Origin of the sequence: Mycolicibacterium arenosum (assembly GCF_024320865.1) — a bacterium.
GTDB classification, from domain to species: domain Bacteria; phylum Actinomycetota; class Actinomycetes; order Mycobacteriales; family Mycobacteriaceae; genus Mycobacterium; species Mycobacterium arenosum.
The window spans coordinates 303,415-317,266 of record NZ_JANDBD010000003.1 but is presented as its reverse complement, the minus strand read 5'-3'; the positions used below and the strand labels follow the sequence as shown (position 1 = coordinate 317,266).

Here is a 13,852-nt window from a genome sequence, read left to right as displayed (position 1 = left end):
TTTCGGCGCACGGGTGGTAGTCAGAACCCGTGAACATCGATCTCTCGGGTAAGACCGCACTCGTCACCGGCTCGACGCAGGGCATCGGCTTCGCCATCGCCAAGGGGCTGGCCGACGCCGGCGCGAAGGTCGTCGTCAACGGCCGCTCCGCCGATCGCGTCGACACCGCGGTCGCGCAGATCCGCAAGGCGACCGGTGCCGACGTGGTCGGAGTGCCTGTCGACGTGGCAAGCGCGGAGGGTGTCGATGAACTGTTGAGCCAAGTGCCCCGCGTCGACGTGCTGGTGAACAATCTCGGCATCTTCGAAGCGGTGCCGGCCGGCGACATCACCGACGAGCAGTGGCGCACCTACTTCGAGGTGAACGTGCTCGCCGCGGTGCGCCTGATCCGGACCTACCTGCCGGGCATGGTCGAACGCGGCTGGGGCAGGGCCATTCAGATCGCGAGTGACTCGGCCATCGTGACGCCCGCGGAGATGATCCACTACGGCGTCTCCAAGACCGCGCTGCTGGCGGTGTCGCGCGGCTTCGCCAAGGACGCGGCGGGCACGGGCGTGACGGTGAACTCGGTGATCGCCGGGCCGACTCACACCGAAGGCGTCGAGGACTTCGTCTACCAGCTTGTCGACAAGGATCTGCCGTGGGACGAGGCGCAGCGCGAGTTCATGCGCAAGCACCGCCCGCAGTCGTTGCTGCAGAGGCTGATCGAGCCCGAGGAGATCGCCAACATGGTGACCTACCTGGCCTCGCCACTGGCATCGGCGACGACGGGCGGTGCCCTGCGCGTCGACGGGGGATACGTCGACTCGATCCTGCCGTAGGTCAGTACTGAATCGCCTCGATCAAGGGACCCGGCTCGTCCATCAGCGCCCAGAAGCGGTCGCGGATGGCGACGGTCATCGGGCCGGGCTCGCCGTTCCCGATCGCCTCACCGTCGAGTGAGTTGATCGGGGTGACGCCGCCCGCGGTGGTGACCGCCATCAACTCATCGGCTTCGTAGAGTTCGTGGCTGGTGACGTCGCGCAGGGTGGCTTCGATTCCCATGGCGTCGGCGATCTCGAACACCGTCTTCCGGGTGATGCCCGGCAACGCGTTTCGCGACGGCGACGCCAGCTTGCCGTCCTTGACGATGCACACGTTGAAGCCGGGGCCTTCGGCGACGCAGCTGTCGGAGTCGAGAAGGATCGCGGTGCGTGCGCCTCGGTCCTTGGCTTCGAAGCTGGCCGCGGTGAGGTCGCCCCACTGGTAGTTCTTGATCGTCGGGTCGACGGTGTTGCGGCCGGCCCGGCGCACGTGGCGCGGGACGATCGCCGTGGTGCCGAAGATCTGCTCGGCGGGCGGGAAGGCCCACAGGTACGGAATCGCGTAGATGTACACCTGGTGGGTGAGCTTGGATAAGTCCTTCTCGCCCTTCTTCTTCCCGTACCCGCGGGTGACGGTCAGGTTGACGAACGATTCGCGAAGCTGCGACATGGAGATGCACTTCTTGGTGATCTCGGCGAGTTCGGCTTTGGACATGCCTGCGTCGAGGCGCAGCTTGGCGGCGCCGTCGAGCAGTCGGTCCAGGTGGTCGCCGAGCCGGAAGACGTTGCCGTGCCACACGTGTGCGACCGTGTAGGTCAGGTCGGAGTGCCCGAAGCCGGTGTCGAAGATCGAGATCTTGGCTTCCTCGGCGGGCATGTACTCGCCCTCGATCCACGCCACGCCACCCGCGAACGGACTGGTCGTGTCGAGTTCGTAGTCGCTGTACTGGATCACCGAGCCGGGTGGGGTGTCCTCCCGGATGGCGCCGGGTTCGACGGCGACCAGGTTGGAGGTTCCGAGTGTCGGGGTGATGGTCATGAGAGGTGTTGCCCTTTCAGGTGATTCAGGTTCAGAGATGGTTCTTGGCGAAGTCGGGTCCCGCCTCGCCGTTGGCCAACCGCTTGCGCAGCCCGGTGACCGCCCAGAGGCCGGCAAGGGCGACGAGGCCGAGGAACACCCACTTGTTGCCTGCGAACTGCGGCAGGAAGAGCAGCGCCGCACACACGAGGGAGAACGCGATGAGCCCGACGATGTAGATCGGCATGCGAGCCCGGCCCAGATCGAACGTGCCCGGTTCGGCGGCGGGGATGGAACCTCGGCGGTGTCCGATGATCAGCGCGACGGTCTGCAGCACGTAGGTGGCGAAGACCGCCAGTGCCGACAGGCCGAGAATGAGGAAGAACGCCTTCTCGCTGACGAGGGCCAATAGAAGCAGCAGCGTGGAGAAGCCGAACAGTCCGAGCACGGCGTAGGTGGGCGTGCGGTTGCTCGGGGACACGTGTCGCCACACGTTGGAGAACGGCAGCATGTTGTCGCGGGCCATCGAGTAGGTCAACCGCGTCGCGACCAGGATGTTGGCCAGGATGCATGCCATCACGTTTGTGAGCGCCACCGCGACAACGATTTTCGTGACCACGGGTCCGAGTTGCTGGGTGATGATCTCCTCGATGGGAGCGGCGCCGTTGGCTTCGACGGCTGCGGCGTCCTTGATAGCCAGCACGTAAACGACGTACATGAGGAACTCGATGACGATGGAGGCGGTCAGGGCGTAGAACATCGTCCGTGGGATGACGTGCCGAGCGTTCATGGTCTCCTCGGCGACGTCGGCGCTGGCCTCCACCCCGATCAAGCCGAAGAACGGTCCCAGGGAGGCGGCCAACCACGCCAGCACGTAGGGTGTGCTGCCTTCGGAGGTCCCGCCGGTGAACAACACCGAGAACGGTTGGTGATTGTCCGGCGAGGAGAAGGCCACGATCGCAACCAGGATCGTGGCGCCGATGGTGATGACGAACTCCAGGCTGACGCCGATGTTGTTGACCATCGTCGCGAACCGCACGCCGTAGAGGTTGACGAGCATGCAGACGGCCATCACGGCGATGGCGACGAGGATCTGCGTGGTCTGGGTCATGGCGAAGCCGAAAAGTCCCCCGAGATAGCCGGAGAGGATGAATCCGACGCCTGTCATGCCGCAGATCCAGCCGCCCAGGGCCATCACTCCGGTGAACCAGGCGAGGTTGGAGCCGTGGATGCGGCTGGTCCACTGGTACGCGTAACCGGCCAGCGGGATCTTCGCAGTGAGGTCGGCGGCGATGACGACCCAGATGAGGAACACCGCGGCGGCGAGCAGCAGGGTCCAGACGAACGGGGCGCCTGCGGTGAAGTACCCCGCGCCGAAGCCGGTGAAGACGGCGGTCGTCGCGCTGATCGTCGCGAACCCGATGGCGAAGGACGCCATCCGGCCGACGGAGCGGTCGAGTTTCTGCGTGTAGCCGAACTGCTCGAGCTTGGCGTCCTCGGCGTTGAGGGTCGGCGGTGGAGAATCGGTGGGGCGGACGGGGGTGTCGGTCATGAGGACTCCAAAGTCAATCCGGTGGGATAGCGACTGATGACAGACAAGCCCCGGCTGGCGTTCACCGGAAGTTCAATGTTTTGATCTGCTCATAACGTCCGTTTATCAGTCTGCGTCGGCAGGGGGCTGATCACCGAAGTTCCAGTGTTCTTGGACGTGGCTGACCAGGGCTTCCGCTTGTGGAGTCAGCACGGTGGGGTTCCACGCCAGTGCGGTGTAGCTCGGCGGCCGATCTGTTATCGGCACGTAAACGATGCCGGGCCGGTCGTAGAACCGAGCCACCGAAGACGACGTGAAACTGATGCCGAGACCGCGCGCGATGGACGTGGTCTCGGCTTCGTAGGTCGCCGCGACGGCGGCGATGGTCGGTGGGCGGTTACCGCGCACGTCCATCGCCATCCAGTAGTCGCGCCAGGTGCCCGCGGTCAGCGGTGCGCACACGATGGGGTCGTCGAGTAGTTCGGCGACTGCGACCTCCGTCCGATGCGCCAGTCGGTGATCGCGCGGCAGACACGCCACCCATGATTCGGAATCGAGCATGATGAGCCGGTGATCCGGTAGGTCGACGGGCGGCCGGATGATCGCCACCTCGGTGGTCCCGCTCGCCAAACCCGCTGTGGGGTCGCCGAAGTCGAACTCGATCGGCTCGACGGTGACGTCCTGGTACGCGGCCTCGAAGTGCCGAACCAATCGGAACAGCAGATCGGCGCCCGTCCCGATCAGGTAACCGAGCCGCACCACGCCCTGCCGAGTGCCCGACAACATGACGAGGTTGTCCACGACGGCGTCGACACCGGCGAGCGCCTGCCGCACTTGCGGCAGCCACGCCGCACCGAGGTCGGTCAGCGACACCTCACGGGTGTTTCGGGTGAAGAGCTGCACGCCGAAGGTGTGCTCGAGCTGCTTGATGGCCGTCGAGAGCGCGGGCTGCGTGATGAACAGCCGTTCGGCGGCGCGCCGGTAGTTGAGTTCCTCTCCGAGCACGGCGAAGTACCGCAACTGACGCAGCGTGACTTCGGCGCTCATCCGGATAAGAGTGTCACGCCGGGCTGTGCGGGATCCACCGGACCGACTGGCGGTCTACCCGACCGTTGTTCTCGCCCACAGCCCGTCGATTGCCGCCTCCGCATCGGCGAGGCTCTGGTCCGCCAGCGGGCGGAGCTCGGCCATCGCCGGGTTCCGGTCGGCCAGCGTCAACTCCGCGGTGATGAACCGCGGTTCCAGGCCCGTCATCGACACGCCGTGCGGTAGCCAGGTTTCGGCGTGATCCCAGCCGTCGCGAGGCGTACCGGGTCCGTAACCCCCTCCGCGCGAGGCCAATACGACGAACTGGGTGCCACCGAGGTGTCCGTTGCCCGACTGCGGATCGAATGACAGTCCCGCCGCGACGAGGTGATCCACCCAGGCCTTGACCGTGCTGGGCGGCCCGAAGTTGTACAGCGGCAGCCCGAGCAGGAGGACGTCGGCGTGCGTGACCTCGCCGATCAGTTCCACGCTGCGGGCGTAGGTGGCCGCTTGGGCCGGGGTGTGCTCGGCGGGCGGGATCATCAGCGCCAGTCCACCCTCGGCGTCGAGGTGCGGAATGGGATCGACGGCGAAATCTCGGTAGGTCACCGTTCCGTCGGGATGCGCGGCGCGCCACCGATCCGCGGCCCTCGCGGTGAGTCGGCGGCTGACCGACTGGTCGCCCTGGATTGACGTGTCGATGTGGAGAAGGTGGGCCATGACTGATCCTTAGTTAATGGTTTGTGTAGTACAAACTATATCCAACACGTAGACAGTCGATTCATTCCCTACGATGTGGGAATGGTTGAGCTGCCGATCGTCTCCACGGGTCGGCACCTGTCGGGGCCGTTGATCGATCATCTGGCTCGGCGACTCCGCACCGAATCGGAGGCTGAACTCGAGCGCTTCGGCCTGCGAGCGCGGCACCTCATTGCGTTGACGCTGCTGCGTGGTCTCGGCGCGCGACCGCAAGCCGAGCTTGCGCAGCTGTTGAGCATCGATCCGACCAACGTGGTCGGATTGCTGAACGAACTCGAATCCGACGGTCTGGTCGAGCGGCACCGGTCACCCGAGGACAGGCGGCGGCACACCGTGGCGTTGACGCAGGCGGGACGCGAGAAGCTGGACGCCGTCGAGGACGTCCTGATCACCGTCGAGCGACGCGTGCTCTCGTCACTCGATGACTATCAGCGGGGGACGCTGCACGCCCTCCTCCAAAGGGCCGTCGGTGAGGCCGACGGCCAATGGGCCGGCCACCCGGCAGAAGACGTTGTGCGCCTTACGGATCCCGCGGCAGTCCGAGCAGACGCTCGGCGATGATGTTGAGCTGCACTTCGGACGTGCCGCCGTAGATCGTGGTGGCACGGCCGGCGAGCAGGTACTCCGACCACTTGCCCGACAACTCGCCCTGGTCGCCGATCGCGGCGTCGGTGCCGAACGACGAGACACCGAACTCGGCGTAGCCCTGGCCGGTCTTCATCGACAGCAGCTTGCTGATCGCCGCGGCCGGCATCGGATCACCGCCGGCCAGCGTCAGCAGCGTGGAGCGCATGTTCAGCAGCTTCGCGGCGTGGCCCTCGGCGATCAGCTTGCCCGCGTCGTGCTGCTCGATCTGGTCGAACTGGCCCGTGGAGAGGAACTCCACGAACTGGTCGAGGCTGGCGAGGAACGGCGGCTCACTGCTGCCGATCGACACGCGCTCGTTGGTCAGCGTGTTGCGGCTGACCTCCCAGCCGCGGTTGACCTCACCGAGCACCATGTCGTCGGGCACGAACACGTCGTCGATGAAGACGGTGTTGAACATCGCGTTGCCGGTGAGCTCCCGCAGCGGCTTCACCTCGACGCCTTCGGATTCCATGTCGAGCAGGAAGTACGTGATGCCCTGATGCTTGGGCGCGCTCGAGTCCGTCCGGGCGAGCAACGCACCCCACTGGGAGAACTGCGCGCCGGTGGTCCAGATCTTCTGCCCGGTGATGCGCCAGCCGCCGTCGACCTTGGTGGCCTTCGTCGTCAGGCTCGCTAGATCGGAACCCGCACCCGGCTCGGAGAACAGCTGGCACCAGATCATCTCGCCGCGGAACGTCGGCGGCAGGAAGCGCTGCTGCTGCTCGTCGGTGCCGTACGCCACGATCGACGGGATGATCCACGCCGCGATGCCCATCTGCGGTCGCTTCACCCGCCCGGTCGCGAACTCCTGGGCGATGATGATCTGCTCGATCGGCGCCGCGGCCCGACCCCAGGGCTTCGGCAGGTGCGGCGTCACCCAGCCGCCCTCGGCGATGGCGGTGACGCGCTCGTCGCTCGGAATCGCCTTCAGCGCCGCCACTTCCGCGCGGATCTGCTCGCGGAGCTTCTCGGTGTCGGGGTCGAGGTCGATGTTGATCGGGCGCATGCCGGTGGACGTGGCGACGTCGACCACCTGCTGTGGGTAGTCGGCCGCACGGCCGAAGCAGGCCGCGAGCACGATGGCCCGCCGGTAGTACACGTTGGTGTCGTGCTCCCACGTGAACCCGATGCCGCCGTGCACCTGGATGCAGTCCTGTGCGGTGTGCTGTGCGGCGGCGGGAGCGAGGGTGGCGGCGACCGCCGCGGCGAACTCGAAGTTGCTGTCCGCGGGGTCCTCGTCGAGGGCGCGCGCCGCATCCCACACGGCTGCCGTCGCACGCTCGGTCTCGGCGATCATGTTGGCGCACTTGTGCTTGATCGCCTGGAACTGGCCGATCGGCCGACCGAACTGCTCGCGGATCTTCGCGTACTCGGCCGCGGTGGTGGTGGCCCAGCGGGCGACGCCCACGCACTCCGCGGACAGGAGCGTCGACATCACCGCACGCGCGCGGGTGCGGCTGAGGTTGGAGAGCACGCTGTCGTCGCCGACCTCGATGGCGTTGGCGCGGACGTGAGCGACCGGGCGCAGCGGGTCGACGCTGGCGACGGGTTCGATCTCCACCTGGTCGGCGTCCAGCACCACCCACTCCTCGCCACTGTCGATCGCGACGGGCAGGACGAGCAGCGACGCCTGGGCGGCGGCGGGCACGGCGCGCACCTCACCGCGGATGACGAGCCCTTCACGCTGCCGGGTGGCGGTGAGGCCGGAGTCGATGGCGTACGCCGCGATGACGTCACCGGAGGCGAGGCCCTCGAGACGCTTGTCGTCGGCGTCGTTGGCCGAGATCAGCGCGCTCGCGATGGCGGACGGGACGAAGGGGCCGGGCACTGCGCCGTAGCCGAACTCGGCGAGCACTATGGCGAGTTCGAGGATGCCGAAGCCCTGTCCGCCCACCGCCTCGGAGAGGTGGACGCCCTGCAGGCCCTGCTCCGCGGCGGCCTTCCAGTACGGCGGCGGGTTGGACACCGGCGTTTCCAGCGCCTCGTGCAGGACCTCGGACGGCGCGACGCGCTTGACCAGGTCTCGAACGGAATCCGCCAGGTCGTTGTGCTCGGAAAGGATCGCGATGGGCATTGGTACCTCTTCGTACTCGGCTAACCGGTCGGTTGGTCCGAGACTACCTCGCCACCTGGTTTACCAAGTTCGCGAGGTGCCGGCCGTCACGAAGGCGTTCGCAATTGTCGATCGCGACCTCGAGGTAGCGCCGCATGGTGTCGGCGGTGTACCAGGTCACGTGCGGCGTCACGACCACGTTGTCGAGCGTCAGCAGCGGGTTGTCGGCGGGCACCGGTTCCTCGGCGAACACGTCGAGACCGGCGGCGGCGATCCGGCCGGTTCGCAGCGCGTCGATCAGCGCGGGTTCGTCGACGATCGGCCCGCGGGAGGTGTTGACCAGGACGGCCTGCGGCTTCATGGCGGCCAGTTGTGCGGCGCCGATGAGCCCCGCGGTGGCGTCGGTCAGCGGCAGGTGCAGCGAGACGATGTCGCTCGCCGCCAGCAGATCGGTCAGCGATCGCCAGCCGGGATGCCCGTCGTCACGGGTGCTGGTGTGCAGAACGTCGGCGCCCAGGGTGGCGACGATCGTCTCGACCTGCTTGGCCACGTTGCCGTACCCGACCAGGCCGACGGTGCATCCGCCGATGTCGCGCACGGTCTCGCCGAGGGTCGGATCCGACGGCCAGCCGCGGCCCGCCTTGGTCTCCCGGTCCAGGACCGGCAGTCGGCGTAACGCGGCGAGCATCAACAGCAGGGTGCCCTCGGCGACCGACGGAGCGTTGGCACCCGGCATGTTGGCGACGCCGATCCCGAGGCGGGTCGCCGCGTCGACGTCGATGGTGTTGACGCCTGCGCCCAGCTTGTGGACGTACCGGCAGCGCGTGGCCCGCTCGAGGTCGGCCCCGGAGAGCGGGCGCAGCACATGCCAGATCACCTCGGCATCGGGAAGCAATTGGTGGAAGGTGTCGTCATCGTCCTCTGCGCAGTACCGCACGTCGAGCCAATCAGAGTGCGGTGCAAGTAAGTTCAGCACCTTGTCACCGGGCGTGAAATGGGCCAGGACTGTTATCGCCACCGCTTCGCTATCCACTTGGCGATCATGTCAGCTTTCTCGCTCCGCGCGCCGGGGGTGGTGAAGTAGTGGTCGGTGTCGACCGCGCACAGCGTCTTGTCGGTGCCGGCGAGCGCGTCGTGGATGCGCTGGGCGTCGGACGGGTACACGCCCGTGTCCTGTTCGGCGTTGATCACCAGGGCCGGGCAGTCGATCCGCGCGAGGTGCGGTTCCGCGCGGGTCTGAGCCGTGCGCAGGCTCCACATGCCCAGCCAGTTGCGCAGGGTGCACGCCGCGGCGATACCGTACGCCGACCGGTTGGCGTTCACGGGGGTGCCGGCGTAGCAGGTGTTGGCGGGGCGCTTCGTCGGTTCGAGCGCGGGGTCCACCATGCGAGGGTCGGCCCAGGTCCGGTGCACCGTGAAGGGTCGATCCGAGAAGCCGGCTTTCCGAACGCGTTTCAGTTCCTTCACCACCCAGTCGGTGATGGCGTTGTTGCGCTTCACCTGGGCGGCGCGATAGCGCTTGACGAAGTCGGCCGAGAACGGCGGGCCGTTCTGTTCGGCGAACAGATCGAGCGTCGAGTCCGTTGCGACGGGGTCGAGTTCGTCCACGACGGAGCCGTCCATCCACGCCGTTAGCACGTCGGGCCTGCCGGGGTGGGCGGCGCTCGCGATGTACCCGTCGGCGGGCAGCAGTTCGGTGAGACCCGTCGCGGGCCGCATCCCTTCGAGCGGCGTGACGTTGGGCTCGACGGCCTGCGACTGGTAGGCCGCCATCAGTGAGCCTCCGCCTGAGTTACCGAGCAGCACAATCGTTTCCACGCCCTGGACCTCGCGCAACCACCGGACCCCGACACCGAGGTCGACGAGCGCGTGGTCGAGTAGGAAGCTGGTCTCGTGCCCGCGGAACCGGGTGTTCCAGCCGAGGAAGCCGATGCCCCGAGTCGCCATGTAGTCCGCGAGGTAGTGCTCGGAGAAGTCGATCTGATAGTGCGCGGCGATCATCGCCACCTTCGGCTTGCGGCCGACGCCGCGGTAGTAGACGCCCTGGCACGGATGCCCGCCGGAACCGGCGCGGCGGGCCGTCGGGGAGTCCATGCCGATGAACTCCCGCGTCACTCCCGGCGTCGAGCTGCCCGAGTTCTTCTGCGTCACTTCCCGTCGCTCCGCTCGCCCAGTTGTCATAACGGAATCCCCCGGTGGTAGATGGTGCGGTGGAAGACCTTGGCCAGCGTGGCGATGCACGCGTCGTCGTCCGCGGTCTCGGCGCCGGTCCCGCTGAGTTGCGTGTAGCAGAACTGGTTGAGCATCGAGACCAGGGCGACCGCGGTCAGGTGCGGGTCGTCGTCCGGGCAGAAGCCCCGTTCCTGGGCTTGCTGAATCATCGAGGTGATCAGGCTGATGGGCAGTTCACAGATCTCGGCCCAGTAGTGCGCGAAGTCGTCGTTGACGGTGGCGAGTTGCGATACCGCGATCATCTCGGCGAGGCGGTGCCGATAGGTGGTCCAGTGGGCGGCAGCGGCGCGGTGGGAGCGTTCGGCGTCGGTGAGATCGGGTTCCCCCGCGGCGCGGGCGCGCTCGCGGGCCTCCTCGCGGAAGCGCACGGCCCAGTCGCGGACCATGGCCTCTTTCGAGTCGTAGTAGTTGTAGAACGAGGCCGTCGACCGGCCGGCCTCGGCGGCGATGTCGGCGATCGTGGTGGCGAGGATGCCTTTGCGGGCGACGACCACGCGCGCTGCGGTGTCGATGGCCGCCCTGGTCTGTCGGCCGCGGCTCGTCGGTAGCCGATCACCGGGGGCAACGGTCATCGACGGCCCCTTTCTCCGATCTGAATCTGATGTTAGATTCAGATCCTGATCTTGACCAGACCTCAGCCCATGGTGATCGAGGAGTTGCGACGTGATCAAGCCCCACAACGAGAATCGCGAGTTCGAACTCGGCGGCATCAACCACGTGGCGCTGGTCTGCGCCGACATGGAGAAGACGGTCGACTTCTACACCAACATCCTCGGCATGCCGCTGGTGAAGTTGCTGGACCTGCCCGGTGGCATGGGCCAGCACTTCTTCTTCGACGCGGGTAACGGCGACTGCGTGGCGTTCTTCTGGTTCGCCGCCGCGCCCGACGGCGTGCCGGGCATCTCGGCACCCGCCGCCATCCCCGGAATCGGCGAGATCGTCAGCGCCGTCGGCTCGCTCAACCACCTGGCGTTCCACGTGCCCGCCGAGAAGTTCGACGCCTACCGGCAGCGGCTCAAGGACAAGGGGGTGCGCGTCGGCCCGGTGCTCAACCACGACGAGAGTCCGGCGCAGGTGTCGGCCACCGTGCATCCCGGCGTCTACGTGCGATCGTTCTACTTCCAGGACCCGGACGGCATCACGCTCGAGTTCGCCTGCTGGACCAAGGAATTCACCGAGAGCGACATCGTCACGGTGCCGAGGACTGATGCGGACCGACGGCCGCCGGTAGCCGCGACCTGAGCCGCTAGTCGCGCAGCAGATGCGGCGACGCGAGGCCGTCGAGAATCCGGGCGAGCTGCCGGACCAGCTGGTCCTCGTCGAGGTCGACGTCGCCCGACACCCAGGCGCTGATGGTCTGGCCGACGCCGCCGACCACGAAGTGGGCCAACGCCGTCGTCGCGCCGTCGTCCGGTAGTTCGTAGGCGCTCGTCACGTGCTGGCCCGACAGCAGGGCGAAGAAGCCCCCCATCTCGGCACGCTTGCGCGCGAGCACGGCGTTCGACAGTCGCGGGTTGAACAGCAGTCGGCCGATGCGGGCGTCGCCCGCGATGGTGTGCACCAGGTTCGCGATGCCCGCCCGGTTCTGCTCGTCGCGCGGCGCGGCGGCGACGGCGGCCTGCGTCGTCGCGGCGATGTCGGCGGTGACGCCGTCGAACACCGCCGCGACGAAGACGTCCTTGTCGGCGAAGCTCTCGTAGAAGTAGCGCGCCGCCAGGCCGGCCTGTCTGCACAGGGCGCGAACCGTCAGTTCAGGCGGATCGTCGGCGCCGCCGAGCAACTCGACGCCCGCGTCGACGAAGCGGCGTCTGCGCTGTGCGAGACGTTCGTCGGCGTGCACGCCGCGGTACGGACGGTCCTGAGGCACCCGACCATCTTGACACCCGTCGAGTGTGCCGGGCAATATCTGCTCACACGTGTTAGCAGATTTGTGAGCAAGGGAGCGACGATGCCGGTCGACCACGTTGGACGCGCGATCAACGACCCCGCGCTGCCCGGTGGCCGCCGCCCACCGCGGCGCCTGGCGTCCTCGGAGGAGGCCATGCTCGGCATCGGACTGCTGTCGGGCCCGGCCAACGTGATCATGGAACTGGCACGGCCGGGGGTCGGCTACGGAGTCAAGGACAGCCGCGTCGAAAGCGGGCGCGCGGACCGGCATCCGATCAAGCGGGCCAGGACGACGTTCACCTACCTCGCCGTCGCGCTGGCGGGCACCGACGAGCAGAAGGCGACCTATCGGCGCGCGGTGAACCGATCGCACGCCCAGGTGCACTCGCTTCCCGACAGCCCGGTGAAGTACAACGCGTTCGACAAGGACCTCCAGATGTGGGTGGCCGCGTGCCTCTACAAGGGGTTCATCGACGTGTATCGCATCTTCGTCGGCGAGATGGACGACCGGACCGCCGACGATCATTACCGCAAGGGCATGACGCTCGGCACCACGCTGCAGGTGCCCGCCGAGATGTGGCCCGCCGATCGCAAGGCGTTCGACGAGTACTGGCAGCAGTCCCTCGAACTGATCCACATCGACGACGCGGTGCACGCGTACCTGTGGCCGATCGCCGCCGGGCGCATCGGCAACGTCGCGCTGCCGAAACCGATACAGGGCCGGCTGGACGCGATCAACCTCTTCATGACGACGGGCTTTCTGCCGCAACGCTTCCGCGAGGAGATGCGGCTGGCGTGGGACGACGACAAGCAGCGCCGGTTCAACCGGATCATGGCGACGGTCGGTCGGGTCTACGTGCTGATGCCGCGGCCCGTACGGCGATTACCGTTCAACTGGATGCTCCGGGATCTGGACTGGCGAATCCGAACCGGCCGTCCGCTGGTGTAGGCGTAGCCTCGCGCGCATGCGCACCGACGGCGACTCCTGGAACATCACGACCAGCGTGGGATCGACGGCACTGTTCGTCGCGGCGGCCCGCGCACTCGAGGCGCAGAAGCCCCAGCCGCTCGCGGTCGATCCCTTCGCTGAGGTGTTCTGTCGTGCCGCGGGCGGCGAATGGGCCGAGGTGCTCGACAACACCACCCGTGGACCGGGGCCCCGCCGGCTGCGCTCCGGCTTCGGCGAGCACTTCACCTCGTTCCAGGGCGCACGCACCGCGTACTTCGACGCGTACTTCCGCGACGCGGCAGAGGCCGGCGTGCGCCAGGTCGTGATCCTGGCCGCGGGCCTCGATTCCAGGGCGTACCGATTGGATTGGCCCGCGGACACCGTCGTCTACGAGCTCGACCAACCGCAGGTGCTGGACTTCAAACGGCGGGCGCTCGCCGACGAACCTCCGCGCGCCGACCGCCGCGAGGTCGCCATCGATCTGCGGGACGACTGGCCACGGGCGCTGACGGACGCGGGCTTCGACCCGTCCCGACCGTCCGCATGGCTGGCCGAGGGTTTGCTCATCTACCTGCCCGCCGCGGCTCAGCAGCAACTCTTCGACGGCATCGACCGGTTGGCGGCGCCGGGAAGCAGGGTGGCGGTCGAGGAGGGCACGCCCATGCCCGCGGCGGCGTGGGAGGCGAAGAAGGCCGAGGAACGCGCGGCGGGGGAGGACGGCTCCTTCTTCACCCTCGTCTACAACGAGCAGCACGCGCCCGCGGATCGGTGGTTCGGCGAGCACGGCTGGCGGGCCGAGCCCACCCCGCTGCTCGACTACCTCGACCGGCTGGGTAGGCCCATCCCGACGGACGACCCCGATGCGGGGCCGATGGCCGCGTCGATCACCCTGGTCAGCGCCATCAAGGGGTGACGGGCCTCACCGGCCGTCGCTGACCCGTGAGTCTCGACAGCTAAGTTATGCGAT

At 67.5% G+C, this 13,852-nt stretch carries 14 protein-coding genes; 5 read left to right on the top strand and 9 right to left on the bottom strand.

Annotation, left to right across the window (positions count from 1 at the left end; genetic code table 11):
* The first annotated feature begins 29 nt into the window (after window positions 1-29).
* Window positions 30-821 (top strand): SDR family NAD(P)-dependent oxidoreductase, encoded by a 792-nt coding sequence (locus tag NM203_RS08695; RefSeq protein WP_255059437.1) that lies wholly within the window; start codon window positions 30-32, stop codon window positions 819-821.
* Window position 822: 1 nt separating this feature from the next.
* On the opposite strand, the gene NM203_RS08690 is transcribed toward NM203_RS08695, so the two are convergent.
* The 4 genes from NM203_RS08690 to NM203_RS08675 form a co-directional block, all read right to left on the bottom strand.
* A complete protein-coding gene (locus tag NM203_RS08690; RefSeq protein ID WP_255059435.1) occupies window positions 823-1,842 on the bottom strand; it encodes an aminotransferase class IV in 1,020 nt (339 codons plus the stop codon).
* Window positions 1,843-1,873: 31 nt separating this feature from the next.
* Complete coding sequence (locus NM203_RS08685; RefSeq protein ID WP_255059434.1) at window positions 1,874-3,373, bottom strand: APC family permease; 1,500 nt, start codon at window positions 3,371-3,373, stop codon at window positions 1,874-1,876.
* A 105-nt stretch (window positions 3,374-3,478) separates the two neighbouring features.
* Window positions 3,479-4,399, bottom strand: coding sequence for a LysR family transcriptional regulator (locus NM203_RS08680; protein WP_255059433.1), 921 nt, complete (start codon window positions 4,397-4,399; stop codon window positions 3,479-3,481).
* A gap of 54 nt (window positions 4,400-4,453) precedes the next feature.
* Window positions 4,454-5,098, bottom strand: a complete 645-nt coding sequence (locus NM203_RS08675) for an FMN-dependent NADH-azoreductase (RefSeq protein WP_255059432.1) — start codon at window positions 5,096-5,098, stop codon at window positions 4,454-4,456.
* 81 nt (window positions 5,099-5,179) lie between these two features.
* Here NM203_RS08675 and NM203_RS08670 point away from each other — a divergent pair, with 81 nt between their 5' ends.
* On the top strand, window positions 5,180-5,698 hold the full coding sequence (locus tag NM203_RS08670) for a MarR family winged helix-turn-helix transcriptional regulator (RefSeq protein WP_255059431.1): 519 nt from the start codon (window positions 5,180-5,182) through the stop codon (window positions 5,696-5,698).
* On the opposite strand, the gene NM203_RS08665 is transcribed toward NM203_RS08670, so the two are convergent.
* The 4 genes from NM203_RS08665 to NM203_RS08650 are packed head-to-tail and all read right to left on the bottom strand — an operon-like array spanning window position 5,658 to window position 10,621.
* The gene (locus NM203_RS08665; protein WP_255059430.1) at window positions 5,658-7,838 is read right to left on the bottom strand and encodes an acyl-CoA dehydrogenase family protein; all 2,181 of its coding nucleotides are present in this window, start codon (window positions 7,836-7,838) and stop codon (window positions 5,658-5,660) included. The two genes, NM203_RS08670 and NM203_RS08665, sit on opposite strands and share 41 nt — an antisense overlap.
* Before the next feature lie 43 nt (window positions 7,839-7,881).
* Window positions 7,882-8,829, bottom strand: coding sequence for a 2-hydroxyacid dehydrogenase (locus NM203_RS08660; RefSeq protein ID WP_255059725.1), 948 nt, complete (start codon window positions 8,827-8,829; stop codon window positions 7,882-7,884).
* The gene (locus NM203_RS08655; RefSeq protein WP_255059429.1) at window positions 8,826-9,998 is read right to left on the bottom strand and encodes an alpha/beta hydrolase; all 1,173 of its coding nucleotides are present in this window, start codon (window positions 9,996-9,998) and stop codon (window positions 8,826-8,828) included. Before NM203_RS08655 ends, NM203_RS08660 begins: the two co-directional genes overlap by 4 nt.
* Window positions 9,995-10,621 (bottom strand): TetR/AcrR family transcriptional regulator, encoded by a 627-nt coding sequence (locus NM203_RS08650; protein WP_255059427.1) that lies wholly within the window; start codon window positions 10,619-10,621, stop codon window positions 9,995-9,997. The genes NM203_RS08655 and NM203_RS08650 overlap by 4 nt, the downstream gene beginning before the upstream one ends.
* A gap of 91 nt (window positions 10,622-10,712) precedes the next feature.
* Here NM203_RS08650 and NM203_RS08645 point away from each other — a divergent pair, with 91 nt between their 5' ends.
* The gene (locus NM203_RS08645; protein ID WP_255059426.1) at window positions 10,713-11,291 is read left to right on the top strand and encodes a VOC family protein; all 579 of its coding nucleotides are present in this window, start codon (window positions 10,713-10,715) and stop codon (window positions 11,289-11,291) included.
* Window positions 11,292-11,295: 4 nt separating this feature from the next.
* On the opposite strand, the gene NM203_RS08640 is transcribed toward NM203_RS08645, so the two are convergent.
* Window positions 11,296-11,916 carry a TetR/AcrR family transcriptional regulator gene (locus NM203_RS08640; RefSeq protein ID WP_255059425.1) on the bottom strand — a complete coding sequence of 207 codons (621 nt, stop codon included), beginning with the start codon at window positions 11,914-11,916 and terminating at the stop codon, window positions 11,296-11,298.
* Between the two features lie 81 nt (window positions 11,917-11,997).
* Here NM203_RS08640 and NM203_RS08635 point away from each other — a divergent pair, with 81 nt between their 5' ends.
* Together NM203_RS08635 and NM203_RS08630 are read left to right on the top strand one after the other, a co-directional pair.
* Window positions 11,998-12,885, top strand: coding sequence for an oxygenase MpaB family protein (locus NM203_RS08635; RefSeq protein ID WP_255059424.1), 888 nt, complete (start codon window positions 11,998-12,000; stop codon window positions 12,883-12,885).
* A 16-nt stretch (window positions 12,886-12,901) separates the two neighbouring features.
* Complete coding sequence (locus NM203_RS08630; RefSeq protein ID WP_255059423.1) at window positions 12,902-13,798, top strand: class I SAM-dependent methyltransferase; 897 nt, start codon at window positions 12,902-12,904, stop codon at window positions 13,796-13,798.
* The last annotated feature ends 54 nt before the right edge of the window (window positions 13,799-13,852 follow it).